The sequence below is a fragment of the Pseudomonas sp. NPDC086278 genome (assembly GCF_050280905.1).
In the GTDB taxonomy this organism is placed as follows: Bacteria; Pseudomonadota; Gammaproteobacteria; order Pseudomonadales; family Pseudomonadaceae; genus Aquipseudomonas.
Map to the genome: position 1 here is coordinate 52437 of NZ_JBNNWE010000004.1, position 16234 is coordinate 68670.

Consider the following 16234-nt stretch of genomic DNA (forward strand, 5'->3'; position numbering starts at 1 on the left):
CGGATGATCGACTTCAACAACAAAGGCTTTTTCAAACTCAAGCAAAACGAAGAATACGCCCAACGCGTGGCCGACCTTTTGCTCGACGGCGAACACGTCATCGACGCCTACAAATCCATGCGCGACGGCGTCGTGTTCACCAACAAACGCATCATCTCCGTCAACGTCCAGGGCATCACCGGCAGCAAAAAAGACTTCACCTCACTGCCCTACAAAAACATCGTCGCCTACTCGGTGGAAACCTCCGGCACCTTCGACCTCGACTCCGAACTGGAAATCTACTTTTCGTCACTGGGCAAAGTGAAATTCGAATTCACCGGCAGAACATCGATGGTCGAAATCTCAAAACTGATCTCCCAACACGTCCTCTGACCCAAACACGAAAAAGCCCCGAAAACTCGGGGCTAAACACTAATGCCAGCCAGTGCACCCAACCCCTGTGGGAGCGAGCTTGCTCGCGAAGACGTCAGATCAGCCGACACCAATGCCGATACACAACCACCCTCCCAAGCAACTCACTCCCCCAGTCCTAAACCACTACCCCTCAGCCTTCTCCGCCGCCCGCTTAGGCGGCACGGTGTTAGGCCGATCCCGCGTCAACACCTTCACCGCATCATCCACCAACGCCTTACTCAACGACGTCAAATAATGCGCAGCCCAGGCATGACGGTCAGTGTCCCTGTCGTAGGCAGCCTCTTTGGTCAGCGATTTAGCCAAAAACAGAAAGTCCGAAGCCATGGACAACGCATCGCCGAGCGGTACATCGCGGGTTACGTGGAATAGGGGTTGGTCTGAGCAATAGATGGCCGGGGTTAGGCCGATGGTTTTGAGTTCGGGGTGGTCGGTCATTTGCCACCTCCGATGAGGGAGAGGCGGCGGGGAAGGGCGTTACGCGATTGGGAATTGCGTAGAAGGAATAGCCAAATTTTGTACGGATTTGTATTAGTCATGGGTCAACATCCTTGATTTGAGGAGCTGCCACGAGCCTTCTCACAGGCGTGGGTGACAGCTGTGCGCAGGGTGAGAAACCGGCAATCAAGGCAACCGGTAGACCCGAAGGTCTCCCACGCACAGCCGCCATAAAGCCATATCGCAGACGAAAAAAAACGCCACGATAGGTTTTGGGGCGCTTTGCGCCTTGATTGTTGCGGGCTCTCACACCCGGTCGCTGAATTGGCAGCGACGGTGGGAGGGTATCGTGCAGGCCCTTTTCCTGCAACCTTTGAGAATGATGGGTGGTTTTGTGGTCAGTCACTGTGGATATTTGATGAAGGCGAGGCGGCGAACTGGGGAAGGTGTACATGTGTCATGAAACGCATTGAAACAGATCAATACCATCTGTCTGTGGGTTACATATTTGCGCTTCGGGTCAATGAAAATTTACCTCATAATCGCGCGCTTCCATCGTCGGTAGCTCTGCTTCTCGACTAATCTGTAGTCGCTACTGACTTAAACAGCCAAGGAGAAAGGCAATGCCAGATTACTGGAACCAGCGTCAGTCGGCTGCATCTGCCAAGGATGCTCTAGAACGTTTGCTGGCCCCATCTGATTTGCCTGCGACCCTATGAGCCAAGCCGCCTTAGTCAATCCAAGCCTGCTCACATGGTCTCGTGAGCGCGCGGGTCTCTCCACTGAACAGGTTGCTAAAAAGCTACCTGTGAAACCTGATCGGGTAGAGGAGTGGGAGGCCGGTGAGACCAAACCAACATTCCTTCAGGCTCAAAAGTGGGCGAGTCTTGCTCACATCCCGTTCGGCTTCCTGTTTCTTCCGCAGCCGCCCGTCGAACAATTGCCTTTACCTGATCTGCGAACTGTCGGCGGGATCGCTCCTCAGCGTCCCAGTTTGGAACTGTTGGACACCGTCAGGGATTCCATACGTAAGCAAGACTGGTATCTGGAGTATCTGCAAAATCAGGAGCATCAACCGCTGGCATTTGTAGGTCGCTTTAGTAGCCGATCTCAAGTCGCAGAGGTGGTGGACGATCTCCGCCGGATCCTTGGTGTGAACCCTGACATTGCTCGATTGGATTATGACAAGTACAGCCGTGCCTTGATCGAAGCTGCTGAAGCGGTTGGCATTTTGGTGATGCGCAGCGGCATTGCGCTAGGGAATACTCATCGCAAACTTGAAGTTAGTGAATTCCGTGGTTTTGCCATCAGTAATTTCTTCGCACCTGTTGTGTTTATCAATAGTTCCGATGCTCCCACTGCCAGACTCTTCACCTTAATTCATGAACTGGCACATATTTGGATTGGTAGCAGTGGAGTATCTGACGGAAATACTGCAAATGGTCGAGACGAGGAACGATTCTGCAATGCGGTTGCCGGTGAGTTTCTGGCTCCCGAAGCCCAATTTCGTGTCCTTTGGAACGCAGATATTAACTGGGAAGACAACTTAGCTCCGATGGCCTCCCGGTTTCACATCAGTAAATTAGCTATCGGTCGCCGCGCATTTGATCTGGGCTATATAACCCAAGCACAGTACAGCGCTTACTATCGAATGATCCTTAAGGCTTTTCAGGATGACAAAGGTGGAGCGGGTGACTATTACCGTAACGCCACTGCGAAAAACAGCCCTCGTCTAAGCAAGGCAGTGCTGACTGAAGCAATGAGTGGCCGGATGCTGCTACGCGAGGCGGGAAATTTGCTCGGCGTGCAACCTGCTAAATTAAGGACTCTCGCGAGTAAGATTTCGGAATGAATCATTTACTAGACGCCAACACGCTGATCGAAGCAAAGAATCGTTACTATGGAATGGTCATTTGTCCTGGATTTTGGCAATGGTTATTACTTAAAAATAAAGCATTGGCTTTATCCAGTATTGCGCCGGTATTAGATGAGCTGACAAGAGGCAATGACGATTTGGCGGGTTGGGCGAAGGGCAATTCCGATTTTTTCCACTCCACCACCGATCAGGATACTCAACTGGCATTCGCGCACATTGCGGGGCTTGTAGCAGATCAAGCTCCTAAGATGAAGACAGGTGCTATGGAAGAATTTTTAGCAGGTGCTGATCCTTGGTTAATTGCGAAAGCGATGACCACAGGGGCTACAGTCGTTACTCATGAAGTGTTGAATCTCGATGCTAAACGAAAATTCATTATTCCCAATATTTGTAAGGAACTAAACATTCCTTTTTTGAATACGTTCGAGTTGTTGCATAGGCTTGAAGCAAAATTTGTGTTGCCTGCTTGAAATAAGTGAATTGGTAAATTGTGTGGGCTTGAAATGATTGTCAGAGTGGATGGAAATAAATCTGACCATTTTTTCTGCTTTTTCTAGCCTCTTTTTTTCTATGATTATCTCTGGGTTGAAAATTTGTAATGTCGTAAAGAGTCAGATTTGCTGTGTTTTTTGTAGAGATGCTTTGATGTAAGTATTGGTCTGGTGTTATTGGAGATTAACTAATTTTCTTTTGGGGAAAAGCAATTAGCAATAATTTTAAGTTAAGATTTGTTTGAATTAAGTATGCTCTAAAGATGAAGTCAGTCCAGTCGTGATTCAATAAGACTCCTCATTGGCTTGAGGTCGTCGCTGAACTCTTTCGAGATAACCCGACACATTTGTTGTAGTACCTGTTCTTTGTCCAGTCCTATGTGGGACGCTATTTCGAAAAACTCATTATGTTTTCCCGCCTGCAAGCCATACTCAAGAACCTCAAGTACTCGGTCTTCTTCTAAGTCTAGAGCAATAGACACAAGTGCGGGAGCTTCCATGCATTTTTGTATAATCCATGCTTCTGGCCAAGTATTGCCTGGTAAATATTCAGCTCTGCTGGAAAACCATTCCTCAAACTCTTTTGTAGGGTTTTCCGCCATCTTGCGCGCATGATTAAGATTGTCGGATCGTAAAGGTCTTTGATCTCCATCGAATATGGCAATTGTTGGTCTCTCCTCTCCACGCACATTTAATGCAGCAAGCTGTTTTGCTATCGCTGTAGCAGAGCCAATTACTGTTATTTTAATCCGCGACCGTACGTGAGATGGCAGACATGCCTGAACAAGCGCCCGAGCTACCTCATCTTCCACAAACAAATCCAGCTCTTGATTTTCTTTCGAGCCAAGCTTGGCGAAGGCAAATTCAGGAGAGATTCCAGGGGTTAATTTAGTCTTACCCCTTATCGACTCAATGAAGTACCTAGCGTCGTCAGGCAGGCATTGAAAAATTTCCTTTGAGTGAGTGGTGCAGATAACTTGAGTTCCAGTTTCTTTACAAACTTCCTTAAGCTTTGTCATAAAGTTTCGTTGTGCCTTTGCGTGCAGTCCGAGTTCTATTTCGTCGAGCACTAGAAGGGTGTTTCCTTGGCAAGAGTATATAGTTGAAAAGATTTCAAAAAGCGCGTTTTCGCCGGCGCCCATATTGAATCCAGAATAGGTTAGGTCACCTACTGTTACAACCGGTAAGCTATAACGAGCATGCTCCAAATGTATATACTCGTCGTATTTTTTTCCAAGAATAAACCCCACGGTATCTTTGACTTTTTCTTCCCAGCCTTTTGCAGCAATATTTTTAAATGATTTGGAATATGAGCGGGACTGGCTTCTTTCGGAGTGCGGAACTATTCGCTCGATACCCAAAAATACTACATTCTTATGAATTCTAGAGTCATAGTTGTTCCATTTGCCACCTTTATTCTTCTTTCTGATTTGATAGCCGATTCCTCTGCCGTCGGGAGTGCTTTCGTCTTTCGAAAGATAATCTAAAGCAAAAAAATAATGTATTTCTATGCCTTGCGGTGGAACTTCATTGGTGTGCTGTAAGAAAAAGTCAGAGAAGGTGTAATAGCTGTTTTTTCTCTTGGCTAGTTTAAAGCCTTTTCTAAAATTGTGGTAAGCGCAGCAGGCCAAAGCGAGAATGGTTGACTTTCCTGAGCCGTTCGCACCTGCAAATGCAGTTATAGGATAGTCAAAGGTTACATCTAGTGAGCTTATTCCGCGAATTTCACCTTCGGCTATAGTTATTTGTCTCAATAGCCTTTTCGAGTAGTCGTTAGCAAACCATTGTCGGAGTTCTTTATCTAATTTACTTTCCCTATATTTCACGCGACTACCCTTCGTAAATGGTGACAATAGGCAGTTGGCCATTACGTCTAACGCTAATACTTTCTATGTGAATTGTCTAGGGAGTGATCTGGCGAAATCTTTTAATTTCAGCTTGGCCGCCCGGAATTTAGGAATCAGACTCTACTGTCCGCTTTTTGGGCCGAAACGGCTTTGAAAAATGCAGGTAGACAGAAATTGGGAAAGGGGGCGTGGGTGGGGGCGAATTTATTAATGGATTCGACTTGATGATCAATTTCGATCCAACTATCCGCCGCTACCGCTTTTTATGGCGCCCGCCTTCATTTATTGGATGTCTTTCAGACAGTTCTTGATCGCGAGGGGAGGAAAGGTTGCAGAACTGTTTTTTGCGAAGGCTCGGAAGCCAGTTCAGGTTTACAGAAGAGATGTCCCCGGTCTTGGAAGACTCACTACTCACTGAATGTCTTTCAAATAGTCCCTAAGCGCAATAACCGGAGATTCAAGCTCCTCCATAGTCCGCGCATTGCTGAAAACTGTGGATAACCGATTCAACTCCCGCCCCAGCGGCATCTCAACACCACCAATAGCCTCCAACGCCAACCCTACACAATGCGCCACCCGAAATTGAATCCCCTCAACATCCCCCCGCCGCACCAACAACCCAAAAACCTCCCGCTCATAATCACTCATGATCGGATCATCTCGCAGAATCGGGCTTTCCCCCTCGCGCTCATAAGCCAGCTTGAGGGCGAATAGGGCAACGGTTTCCAGTGGCAATTCCATTGTGTGAATCCTTGATTCGTTAGCTGAGCGGTTTGGGCTGTAGCGACTCAAAAGCAAGATCAAAAGATCGCAGCTTTCGGCAGTTCCTACGGGGTGGTGGGGTGGGCTCGCTTTTGTGTGGGCGAAAAAAAAGCCCTGCGCAGCAAGACCTTATTGATTCGGTGCCGAGGAAGACTCGAGCCTTGGTTTGCGGGCGCCATGTTAAGCGGTGAGAGGGCCGGTGTCGCTGATATTTGCTGCCTCCTAATCATCGATCGCCACCGCAAACTAACCATACTCAAAACCTCTGCAATTAAGACTTTCAATATATTTTCAATCTGCAAACCAGCTCGTTAGCCTGCGCATGCCGGATGCGTCTCCCTGTCGCCGCCCGGACAAAACAATTCTAAAAATGAGCAGTAGACAACGGGTATAACAATGAAAAAAACACCTATCGCCCTGGGGCTGACTTCGGCCACCTTGGGTTTGACGCTCGGTTTCCCTTCCTTCGCTGAAGCTGACTTTCTTAAAGACAGCAAGGCCGATCTCGAACTTCGCAATTTCTACTTCAACAGTGATTACCGTCAGGACGGTGCGAGCCAGTCCAAGCGGGATGAATGGGCCCAAGGGTTTCTACTCAACTATCAATCGGGTTTTACCGAAGGGCCGGTGGGGTTTGGCGTCGATGCCATTGGCTTGCTGGGTGTGAAGTTGGACTCCGGCCCTGATCGGCAAAATACCGGTCTGTTGCCCGTGGGCAGTGATAAAGCGCCGGACGATTACAGCCGCATGGGCGCGACCGCCAAGGCGCGGATTTCCAAGAGTGTGTTGAAAGTCGGGACGTTGATTCCATCGCTGCCGACCGTGCTGCCGAACGACGGACGCCTGTTGCCTCAAACCTTTCGCGGTGCGCAGTTGAGCAGTCTGGATATCGACGGTCTGACCTTCGACGCCGGGCGCCTGACCAGCAATACCTTGCGTAACGTCAGCGGTCACGATGACATCGAAGTCGACGGCAAAGGCATCAAGGGCGCCGTGCCCACCGACAAGTTCGACTTCGCCAGCGCCAACTACAAGTGGACCAAGGACCTCGCCACCGGTTACCACTACGCCCATCTGGAGAACAACTACTCGCAGAGCATCTTCAACGTGGTGCACACCTTGCCGCTGGGCAAGTCCCAGTCGTTCAAGACCGATTTGCGCTACGCCGACTCCAGTAAGGACGGCAACACCAACATCGATAACCAGGCCTTTGGTGCGCGGTTTACCTACAGCATTCAGGGCCACTCGTTCGGCACGGCCTATCAGCGCATGAAAGGCACGACTGGCTTTCCGCACCTCGATGGTACCGACTCCTACCTCGTCAACTACGTGATGATCTCGCCGGACTTCGCCAACCCCGAGGAGAAGTCCTGGCAGGTTCGCTACGACTACGACTTCGCCGCCCTCGGCCTGCCTGGGCTGACCTTTATGACGCGCTACCTGAAAGGCGACAACTTCGAACGCTCCAAAGGCGTGGAAGGCACCGAGTGGGAGCGCAACACCGACATCGGCTACGTGTTCCAGAGCGGCGCGCTGAAGAACCTCGGCGTGAAGTGGCGCAACGGCACGTATCGCAGCAACGACAAGGGCAATGACATCGACCAGAACCGGTTCATCGTCAGTTACACCCTGACCCTATTGTAACCCCCTATAAAAAAAGCGGAGCACTGACATGTTCACCCAGAAAAAACTCATCCACCTCGCCGTGGCCTTCGCCCTGTTCAGCAGTTACGGCGCCTACGCTGCCGACACCGGCGAACTGCCCTGCAAGACCACCGAGCAGTGCGCGGCCCAGGCGGCGAAAGTCGGCGCCGCGGTGGACACCTCGCAGGTGTCGCACAAGGCCAAGGGCGACCCCACCCAAACCCAGTTCGCCTGGCTTAACCGCATCAACAAGGCGTCGATTGTGATGCTCACCGAAGAAGGCATCGTCAAGCCGGACATGGGTCGCAAGATCGCTGGCGGCGTGCGTTATGCCATTGACCAGGGCGCCCAGCCCGGCGGCGTGCGTCCTAGCGATGTGCTGCAACTGGAAAAAATCATGACCGACAAGATCGGTCCCGAGGCGTCGCTGATCCACTCCGGCCGCAGCCGACAGGACATGCTGGCGACGTTCCGCCTGGCCAAATTGCGCTCACAGGTGTTGGCCTACAGCGAGGCGCTGAACGCCACCCGCCAACGCATCCTGAGCCTGGCGGAAAAGAACGTCGACACTATGGTGCCGGCCTATACCAACGGCGTGCAGGCCATGCCGATCAGTTATGCGCACTATCTGCTGGCGTTCGAAGCCGCGTTTGATCGCGATGGTCAGCGCATTCGCGAACTCTACGCCCGCCTCAATCAGAGCCCGATGGGCACCGCCGTGCTGGCAAACTCCGCCTACCCGCTGAACCGCGAGCGTCTGGCCGAGTTGCTGGGGTTTAATGGCGTGCGGGAAAACTCCCTGGATTCGAGCCAGGTCTCGACCTATGACATCCCGATTGAAGCGGCGAACCTGGCGGCATCTTCGGCGATTCGGGTCGGCGCGATGATTGGCGACATCCACACCCAATATCATCAGATTCGCCCGTGGCTGCTGCTGGATGAGGAGTCCACCTACACCAGCAGCGCGATGCCGCAAAAACGTAATCCGGGCTTGCTAATGCGCACCCGTGAGTCGGCCTCGGATGTCGTCGGGCTGGCGCAGACCGTCACCTTGCGCGCTCATAACGTGACCACCGGCATGACCGACTACAAGTTCGCCTTTGATTCGCTGGGGCTGTTTCATTCCACTGGCGAGATGTTCGAGAGCCTGGATGCGGTGCTCGACGCGCTGCAAATTAATCCGCAGCGCGCACTGGAGGAATTGGAGTCGGAGTGGAGCACCTCGATGGAACTGGCCGACACCCTGGAGCGGCAATTCAAGGTGCCGTTCCGCATCGGGCATGGCTTCGCGTCGTTGATTGTCACTGAAGCACGCAGTAACGGCACCACGCCGAAGACTTTCCCGTATGCCGATGCGCAGAAGCTGTATCGCCAGGCGGCCGACAAGTTCAAGTGGACCCCCAACACCTTGCCGCTGGACGAGGCGCAATTTCGCGCGGCGTTGTCGCCGACCAACATGGTCAAGACCCGCAAAGGCACAGGCGGCCCGCAACCGGAAGAGGTCAAGCGCATGCTGGTTGAGGCGCGGCAAACCCTGGATGACGACCAGAAGTGGTTGGCGGAGCGTCGGGCAAAACTGAAAGGCGCCGAAGACAATCTGGACAAGGCATTCAACAAGTTGGCCGACGCCAAGAACTGAGCCGTGACGCCCTGAAGGTCAAATGTGGCGCCGGCAACCCCGGCGTCACTTCAGGTCGGCAAATTCGCGGTTCAAGGCTTCACGATCGATGGAGTTTTGCCACCGGCATATCGCCAGGCATGCCACGCCGTTACCCAGCACATTGGTCAGCGACCGGCACTTCATTAACCGCTCCACCCCCAGCAACAACCCCACTCCTTCCAGCGGCACCAGTTGCAGAATGCTCAAGGTCGCAATCAAGGTAAACAATGCAGAGCCGGCGACACTGGTGGCGCCGAGCGAGGTAAACAAACAAATCAACAGCACTTCCAAGAGTTGCGGTGCGGTGATATCCACCCCGGCCAATTGCGCAAGAAACATCAGTGCGGTGGTCAGGTAAAGATTGGTGCCGGACAAGTTGAAGGTGTAGCCGGTGGTCAATATCAGACGCACTAACTGGCTATCGCAACCTAGCGCTTCAAGTTTGCCAATCAGTCCTGGAAGTGCGGCCATCGAAGAGCCGGTAAACGTTACCAGCAGTAGCTCTTCTTTTAAATAAATGATCAGTCTTGATAATTTCACACCCACCATTCGGGTGATTGTCGCGAATACCAGGATGACAAATAGTCCGCACGCCAGATAAATAACCACAATAAACTTCAGCAGTGGCATGACCGAACTCAGGCCATATTTCCCGACGACAAACGCCATGGCGCCAAAGGCCGCCAGCGGCGCGAATTTCAAGATGATCCGCAACAGCAGGAACATCATCTGTACGCCGCTTTCAAGCCAGCCCAGGCATCGGTCGCTGAAGGCGCCACCGCGCGTGAGCAACAGCCCGCAAACCACCGCAAGCAACATCACCTGCAATAACAGACTCTGGGTCAGAACCCTGTAAATGCTGGACGAAATGGATAGCCATGACAGCTCGTGAAGCAGTTTTTCCGGCACGTTCGGTGTGGGCGCATAGGCAAAAACGGCGGTGTTATCAAGGTTGAACAGCAAGCCCGCGGCGATTCCAAACACCAGCGCGGCGACGGACATCAGCTGAAAATACAGCACGATGCGGTAGGTCACATTGGGGTGTTTGTGCTCACGATTAAGGCCGGCAATGCCGGTGGAAACCAATACAAACAGCAGGAACGGCATCAATAAACCGAGGGTTTTTATGAAAGTGTCACTGAACAGTTTCATATCAATCGCCACTTCTGGATACACCAGGCCTAGCGTCATGCCACAGACAATGGCAATCAATATAGGCAGCGTTCCATTTTTGGCATGAGAGGGCGACATCCGAACTCCAGGCGATTTTTATTATTTGTTATTGTCGTGACTGGCCACTTTCGGCATATTGGTCAGCCTGAAGACTCACTCAGGCCGCAAATAATAAGGCCTTGTTACGGGATATACCACATGGAACTTCGGCATTTACGTTATTTCATCATAGTGGCCGAAGAACGACATATTACTCGCGCCGCCGAGCGCCTGAATATGCAGCAGCCGCCGCTCAGCCAACAGATACGCGCACTGGAACGAGAGTTGGGTTTCGAGTTGTTCAAGCGCCATCCCAAGGGCGTCGACCTGACCGCTGGCGGGCTGGTGTTCCTCGATGAAGCGCGGGTGATTCTCGCGCGTGTCGAGCAGGGTTCCCTCAAGGCCTCCCGCGCAGCCCATGGGATTGAAGGCACGTTGGTCATCGGCTTCACCAGTTCCGCCGCCGCGCATCCGCTGATCCCACGCATCATTCGCGCCTACCGCGAGCAGTACCCCGGCGTGGAGCTCTCGATCAAAGAGGGTAGCGCCCGTGAAGTCACCGAGGACACTACCGAAAAACGTATCGACATCGGCGTCCTTCGCGCGCCGGTCAGCGCGCCCGAAAGCCTGACTTTCCACCGCCTGCTCAACGAGGAAATGCTCTTGGCGCTGCCCGTGGGACACGCGTTGCTCAAAGGGGGCGACCCCAAAATCAACATGATCGACCTCAAGGACGAACGCTTCATCCTCGTCCGCCGTCCCGGCGCACCGGGCATGTATGCCAACCTGATCAAGGCCTGCCAGAACGCCGGCTTCGAGCCGAACATCGCCTTTGAAGTGGAGCGGATGCTGACCAACGTCAGCCTGGTCGCCGCCGGCGAAGGCATCTCGGTGGTGCCCGCGTCGATGCGCGACGTACACCGCGAATCCGTGGTGTATTGCCGCATCCGCGACGCGCAGCCGAGATTGCTGGCGCCCATTACGCTGGTGCAACGCGCCTTCAATCCCTCGGCGCCGTTGCAGAATTTTATTGGTTTGGCACGGGAGCTGGCCGGGGTGTATCGAAAGGCATGAACAGGGTTTGGGAAGGGGAATGCGCAGGAATCGCAGGCACAAAAAAACCGGCTAAGTGCCGGTTTATTTGTTTTCCAGTGGCTGGTAAGGACCGCTGGATCTTTGTATTTGGTGCCCGAGGGAGACTGTAGTGTTCCAGTAAACTCAAGGCCTCCAGAGAGGTTTGCTTTCTAGGGATACATATAGGGATACATGCTCGCCATTGCTGTGGGCAGTATGAAGAGTTTCAGCGATTTCATGCAATCCATTCAGTCACTGTTCCACTGAGACGCCTGGTATGTGCGGCTCGTTCAGCATTGGTAACGATCCTTTATAACTCGGTCGAAGTAGCCCCCTTTTGACGGTGCGTTCATCAGCCCTTGATAGACGTTCAATGGTACGCGGCAAAAGTCGTACGTCTTTCCTTGCTTGAAGGTGATCTTCATAAGGTTGGTCGCCGGGTCGTAACCTACAGCTGTGATCGCACTTGAGTTCACACGAACCATTTCCATTGGGACGTCCTTTCATGGGGGGGAGCTAATCGATATCTCAGCATCACTGAGCATCGTAGCTCACCATCCATTCGGCGTGTTCAAGCCGGGGTCGTTTGCACTCAACCAAAAGAGTCCCGTTTTCGTAGGGTCTCCTTGGCTGTTAGTTTTCTGGGACACAGCAAGGGATACACGAAACCAGAGTCACTGCAATGATTCTCATGCTTCAGTACTAAGTCCAACGTTGGAACGAAACGGTTTCAGGGTGGAAGAGCTCAAAATGTATTGTCTTTCCATCGCCCTCATATTGAGATTCAAGCCGTCCGAAAGTGGGTATTGATGAGGCGGACCAACCGCTACGGATTGAGCCGTATAGCGATGAGTCAAGCAGGTGTAAGGTGGCCTCCGGTGCATTCAGCGTTACGGTTGCTTTGGAGAAAGGATGCGCTTCCCCAAAATCGTAAATTGGTAAACGTGCTGCCGCGACTACAGCTTTTGCGAATTGCTCAGAAGTGGGCCTAACCGGGCCTTCACGCTGAACACTCACTGATCGTAAGAATGTCGCTAGATCCCGGGACACAAGTAAAAGGAACAACACGATTTCCCATGCCAAGCTTGTGAGCGAGTAAAGCTTCTTTGATTTGTGAAAAGTTGAACTAGGGCCTACGACGCCGTTTGCGACGCCTTCAATGAAATATCCATGCAGTGCGCCAACGTACTCATCATCCTTGAATTGAATCGCGGCTAAGCGAATTCGGGACTGTTGATGTTTGATGGCGTTCGCGGCAGAGGCAACGAAGTGTTTATGTTGCTTCACTGCCTTCTCAAGCACTCGGTATGCCGGATCCTTGTCTCGAAAACTGGTGTGCTTGAAAAAACCAGTACAAATCGACTTCACATCATCGACATGCTCTGCAGCCGCATAGAGCGATAGTTCGATGTAATCAATGATCTCTAGAAGCACCTCTCGCGTTTCACCCTGGGGACTCAGCGAATCCGGGGCGTTAAAAAACGTTTCGACCCTCCGACAAAGGCGAATCAATTTGTCAGTCACCCGAGATATCGAAACGTTGTAGATGCCCAGTGGAAGCCGTAACCCTGCGTGTTCGTGGAAGCACCCCTCGTCTGACATGGCGGTAAGGATTGCATGTGCCTCCAGAGCAGAAATTGCGCCGGTGATGTCAACGGAGAAACGTGGTTTAGTCAAAATGAGTCATCCTTCTTTGGAAGCAAAAGTGATCGTGGGGACGAGTCGCTCTGCCCCATACGACGATAGCGGAATACGATCAAAAGAGCGCGGGGGACCCTGGAGACTTCCAAGCTGTACGGGGTCGGAAACCCGCGGGATTTCGTTAGCTGCAGGCGACCCAGCTTACTGAAATTTCAGCGTTGAAATTGAAAGGATATTGAAGAAAGGAGGGCATCGTTACCGCATCGGTAACGATGTTCAGATATTGGTCAGTTCGTAGGGCAGATGCACAGGTGAACAGTAGTTCACCGGGTTCACCGGTTCACTAAGCTGGGAGTTCTCCCGCTAACAAGGTCCTGCGGGTTTCCGACCCCGTGCCATTGAGAAATGCTCAGGGTCCCCGCCGACCTCTCAACACCTTGTGCAATTGCACTTGTAAACTGTGTGTTTACCTGTTCACTAAGCTGCCCCCGGCTCCTGCTGGAAGTTATCCGCTGGAGGAACTCATTTTTAATGGGGGGCGGGGTAGATACGTAAAACTCCGTGTAACAGGTGTTACGGGTGTAACTCCTTCAATTAAACTATTGATTATATTGAAGATAGTCGCGTTACACAGGCCGAAACCTCGTAATCTATGAGGTGTAGCAACTACGCAAGGTGTAACATTTTTGTCCCTTCTAGTGAGTCTAACAGGCTGGCGTTACGCGTCTGACCGAACGGTGCACATAGGACCGTCGTCGGTTCGCCCGGACGCTGCTAGAAGATACGAATCGCCAGTAAGGCGGATTTCGGTTGCGGATCTCATCCCTAAAAAATAGCGAGGGTACCAATCCTTACATAGGTGGCCTTTGGGAATCACAAATGTGTTGCTTCCCCAAGAAAAAGGTGTATTTTGCAAATTGCATGGGCGTATCGCTCATTTGCCGCAATCGAGATAAAACATCCGCTGGTTTGCTCAGTAATGAGCGTTCAATGCGAAAGTATTGAACTGATGAGGAGAGGGCACCGGCAGTCTCCGACCCCCGCGTCCCGCTGGAGTGCTTCACGGTGGGCCTACCATGAGAAAGATGGTGGTTTTCAGCGGATGGTTTCGATGAACGCAACATCTTTCTCTTTACCCTATGTCATGGGTTGGTATGGCTCACACTTACATCCCAGGGATTGGCTATGGTGCTCGCGAACCCACTGAAAGTTTCAAAAAATTCTCTCAGTAGTCGCGAAAATCTATGCAAGCTCCTGCGCGTCTCAGATGAGTTTCTTTCTTCTGTATTGGCATTAAGTCCAGAGGAACGATACACCAAAAAAGACCATGTAAAAAAAGCTGGTGGAATTAGTCGTCCGATTTTTAATCCTCATAGATTTTTAAGAAAGCTCCAAAAAAGAATCAACGTCGCAATTTTTGCTAATCACTACGTGATTCGTTGGCCTCATTTTATTTATGGCTCAGTACCTAATCAGAAAAATAATGATGCCTATGATAGTAAGGATTACGTATCTTGTGCTGGAAGGCACTGTGGCGCAAAAAGTTTATTGAAAGTCGATGTTTCGAGTTTTTTTGACAATATTCATCAGGATATAGTTTTCTCAATATTTAATAGCTTTCTTAAATATGATGAGGAAGTATCTAGGGTGCTTACAAATTTGTGTTGTCATAATTCACACCTTGTTCAGGGTGGGTTGACGTCAAGTTATATCGCCTCCTTGTGTTTGTATGACGTAGAAGGTGATGTGGTCGAGCGGTTGAATAGGAAGGGGCTTACATATACTAGACTGGTTGATGATATAACTGTGTCGTCCAAGTCACTCAGTACTGACTTCACGTTTGCTCTTAAAATTATTAGCGATATGCTAACTGCTAAAGATCTACCTATAAACGAGAGTAAGACTAAGGTTTTTAGGACGTCAACTGAACCATTGACGGTTCATGGATTGAGGGTTAGTTTCAACACGCCGCGGCTTCCTGCCGATGAAGTGGGTAGGATAAGAGCGGCAGTTCGAAACTTGGAGTCTCTTGCAGCCCAACCTGGTTATCGGACTTCTCACAGTTATAGACATGACTATAATCGATGTATGGGAAGAGTTAATAAGCTGCACCGGGTACGTCATAATCAACATGAGCCGCTTCTTGCCCGGCTGAACTTTATCAAGCCTCTGCCGTCGAGACGGGATGTTAACAGAGCTAAAGATATGGTTGCGCGCCTTGAAAAAGATTTTGTGACGAAAAGGCATACGCACTGGTACAAGTCTAGATTTCACCGGGTTATGGAGCGGCTGATAGTTTTGGATCGTGTTTATGACTTAACATCCAAGCAACTGAGGTGTAAGTTAAGAAAGTTAAGGCCCGAGAACGAGGATGTAATTGATAAGCATGAATAACATCATAGTGTTGTTCTTTAATCGAGTTAGAGATGATTTTTTACGTCAGCATCCATACTTTAAATATCTAATTGCCTTGCTCGTTTCGATTGGTGGTATCGGTTTCTGTGTTTTTTTTATTGTCTTTGTCACGATTTTGTTTGTTGATCAGCTTTATTTGTTACCAATTTGTTTGTCCAATAAGTGTTACGTGAGTCTTTATGAAAAGTACAGCTCTGCCTTCGCGGTAGCGAAGTCGACATTAGACCTTATCGTGCTCGTTGCTACGGTTGGTGCAATCTTTGTCGCATTGCTCAGTTATTTGTCTACACTTAAATCTTCATATTTTACTAATCACATATCACATCTGTCGCTATTTCAAAGTTTTTTTGTTGAAGAAGTCAGGAAGAGGGATTTACTTTCAATCACTTCGTTTGACACCTATAAGGTGTACAATTTGATTTATGCGAATTCAAAAAGTGGGGATATGTCTTTGTCTGAGACCTATTTTGAATTTGTCGGGCGGGTAAATAAGGTTATTTCTGATTCTAACTTCAATGCATATAAAGCTACAAAGGGTCCTTTTATTTATAAGGATCATCAATCAGAAATGATTCGTGCCTTAGAAGGTATCGGATTTAATCTTCAGTTTATGCCTAAGAAAGACTTTTACGAAATTGAAACCCAAGTGCTGTCGTTGATTGACTCCATTTCAAAATCTTTCTGTGGGGGTGATACCAGAACTGAACTCGAATTGCGTATGTACAGGTAAAGACATAGAATGCGTTTTATGAACTGGCTCTAA

General features: G+C 50.5%; 14 protein-coding genes. 8 read left to right on the plus strand and 6 right to left on the minus strand.

Annotation, left to right across the window (positions count from 1 at the left end):
* Window positions 1–3 precede the first annotated feature (3 nt).
* The gene (locus ACQKP4_RS02490) at window positions 4–372 is read left to right on the plus strand and encodes a PH domain-containing protein (RefSeq protein ID WP_427630090.1); all 369 of its coding nucleotides are present in this window, start codon (window positions 4–6) and stop codon (window positions 370–372) included.
* 165 nt (window positions 373–537) lie between these two features.
* On the opposite strand, the gene ACQKP4_RS02495 is transcribed toward ACQKP4_RS02490, so the two are convergent.
* Window positions 538–849 (minus strand): DUF3077 domain-containing protein, encoded by a 312-nt coding sequence (locus ACQKP4_RS02495; RefSeq protein WP_427630091.1) that lies wholly within the window; start codon window positions 847–849, stop codon window positions 538–540.
* A gap of 715 nt (window positions 850–1564) precedes the next feature.
* Here ACQKP4_RS02495 and ACQKP4_RS02500 point away from each other — a divergent pair.
* A complete protein-coding gene (locus ACQKP4_RS02500; protein ID WP_427630093.1) occupies window positions 1565–2701 on the plus strand; it encodes an ImmA/IrrE family metallo-endopeptidase in 1137 nt (378 codons plus the stop codon).
* Complete coding sequence (locus tag ACQKP4_RS02505) at window positions 2698–3195, plus strand: DUF4411 family protein (protein ID WP_427630095.1); 498 nt, start codon at window positions 2698–2700, stop codon at window positions 3193–3195. Before ACQKP4_RS02500 ends, ACQKP4_RS02505 begins: the two co-directional genes overlap by 4 nt.
* A 290-nt stretch (window positions 3196–3485) precedes the next feature.
* Here ACQKP4_RS02505 and ACQKP4_RS02510 read toward each other — a convergent pair whose 3' ends face one another.
* Window positions 3486–5042 (minus strand): ATP-dependent nuclease, encoded by a 1557-nt coding sequence (locus tag ACQKP4_RS02510; protein ID WP_427630097.1) that lies wholly within the window; start codon window positions 5040–5042, stop codon window positions 3486–3488.
* A 432-nt stretch (window positions 5043–5474) separates the two neighbouring features.
* Complete coding sequence (locus ACQKP4_RS02515) at window positions 5475–5804, minus strand: hypothetical protein (protein ID WP_427630098.1); 330 nt, start codon at window positions 5802–5804, stop codon at window positions 5475–5477.
* A 417-nt stretch (window positions 5805–6221) separates the two neighbouring features.
* On the opposite strand from ACQKP4_RS02515, the gene ACQKP4_RS02520 reads away from it, so the two are divergent.
* A complete protein-coding gene (locus ACQKP4_RS02520; RefSeq protein WP_427630100.1) occupies window positions 6222–7469 on the plus strand; it encodes an OprD family porin in 1248 nt (415 codons plus the stop codon).
* A 28-nt stretch (window positions 7470–7497) separates the two neighbouring features.
* Entirely contained in the window at window positions 7498–9108 is a 1611-nt protein-coding gene (locus tag ACQKP4_RS02525) for a lyase family protein (RefSeq protein WP_427630102.1), read from the plus strand.
* A 45-nt stretch (window positions 9109–9153) separates the two neighbouring features.
* Here the strand turns inward: ACQKP4_RS02525 and ACQKP4_RS02530 are convergent, their stop codons facing one another.
* Window positions 9154–10380, minus strand: a complete 1227-nt coding sequence (locus ACQKP4_RS02530) for a cation:dicarboxylate symporter family transporter (protein WP_427630104.1) — start codon at window positions 10378–10380, stop codon at window positions 9154–9156.
* A gap of 120 nt (window positions 10381–10500) precedes the next feature.
* Between ACQKP4_RS02530 and ACQKP4_RS02535 the strand changes: the two genes are divergently transcribed.
* Window positions 10501–11415 (plus strand): LysR family transcriptional regulator, encoded by a 915-nt coding sequence (locus tag ACQKP4_RS02535; protein WP_427630106.1) that lies wholly within the window; start codon window positions 10501–10503, stop codon window positions 11413–11415.
* Between the two features lie 290 nt (window positions 11416–11705).
* Here the strand turns inward: ACQKP4_RS02535 and ACQKP4_RS02540 are convergent, their stop codons facing one another.
* Complete coding sequence (locus ACQKP4_RS02540; protein ID WP_427630108.1) at window positions 11706–11906, minus strand: KTSC domain-containing protein; 201 nt, start codon at window positions 11904–11906, stop codon at window positions 11706–11708.
* A gap of 211 nt (window positions 11907–12117) precedes the next feature.
* Window positions 12118–13092, minus strand: a complete 975-nt coding sequence (locus ACQKP4_RS02545; protein ID WP_427630110.1) for a hypothetical protein — start codon at window positions 13090–13092, stop codon at window positions 12118–12120.
* A gap of 1149 nt (window positions 13093–14241) precedes the next feature.
* Here ACQKP4_RS02545 and ACQKP4_RS02550 point away from each other — a divergent pair.
* Together ACQKP4_RS02550 and ACQKP4_RS02555 are read left to right on the plus strand one after the other, a co-directional pair.
* Entirely contained in the window at window positions 14242–15450 is a 1209-nt protein-coding gene (locus ACQKP4_RS02550) for a reverse transcriptase family protein (protein ID WP_427630111.1), read from the plus strand.
* Window positions 15443–16201: a retron Ec48 family effector membrane protein gene (locus tag ACQKP4_RS02555; RefSeq protein ID WP_427630113.1), complete on the plus strand. Its 759-nt coding sequence runs from the start codon at window positions 15443–15445 to the stop codon at window positions 16199–16201. The genes ACQKP4_RS02550 and ACQKP4_RS02555 overlap by 8 nt, the downstream gene beginning before the upstream one ends.
* The last annotated feature ends 33 nt before the right edge of the window (window positions 16202–16234 follow it).

Excerpts from the sequence above, each read along its gene's own strand:
- ACQKP4_RS02490 (WP_427630090.1), top strand. The coding sequence starts at position 4 with ATGATCGACTTCAACAACAAAGGCTTTTTCAAACTCAAGCAAAACGAA.
- ACQKP4_RS02495 (WP_427630091.1), bottom strand. The coding sequence starts at position 849 with ATGACCGACCACCCCGAACTCAAAACCATCGGCCTAACCCCGGCCATC.
- ACQKP4_RS02500 (WP_427630093.1), top strand. The coding sequence starts at position 1,565 with ATGAGCCAAGCCGCCTTAGTCAATCCAAGCCTGCTCACATGGTCTCGT.
- ACQKP4_RS02505 (WP_427630095.1), top strand. The coding sequence starts at position 2,698 with ATGAATCATTTACTAGACGCCAACACGCTGATCGAAGCAAAGAATCGT.
- ACQKP4_RS02515 (WP_427630098.1), bottom strand. The coding sequence starts at position 5,804 with ATGGAATTGCCACTGGAAACCGTTGCCCTATTCGCCCTCAAGCTGGCT.
- ACQKP4_RS02520 (WP_427630100.1), top strand. The coding sequence starts at position 6,222 with ATGAAAAAAACACCTATCGCCCTGGGGCTGACTTCGGCCACCTTGGGT.
- ACQKP4_RS02525 (WP_427630102.1), top strand. The coding sequence starts at position 7,498 with ATGTTCACCCAGAAAAAACTCATCCACCTCGCCGTGGCCTTCGCCCTG.
- ACQKP4_RS02530 (WP_427630104.1), bottom strand. The coding sequence starts at position 10,380 with ATGTCGCCCTCTCATGCCAAAAATGGAACGCTGCCTATATTGATTGCC.
- ACQKP4_RS02535 (WP_427630106.1), top strand. The coding sequence starts at position 10,501 with ATGGAACTTCGGCATTTACGTTATTTCATCATAGTGGCCGAAGAACGA.
- ACQKP4_RS02540 (WP_427630108.1), bottom strand. The coding sequence starts at position 11,906 with ATGGAAATGGTTCGTGTGAACTCAAGTGCGATCACAGCTGTAGGTTAC.
- ACQKP4_RS02550 (WP_427630111.1), top strand. The coding sequence starts at position 14,242 with ATGGTGCTCGCGAACCCACTGAAAGTTTCAAAAAATTCTCTCAGTAGT.
- ACQKP4_RS02555 (WP_427630113.1), top strand. The coding sequence starts at position 15,443 with ATGAATAACATCATAGTGTTGTTCTTTAATCGAGTTAGAGATGATTTT.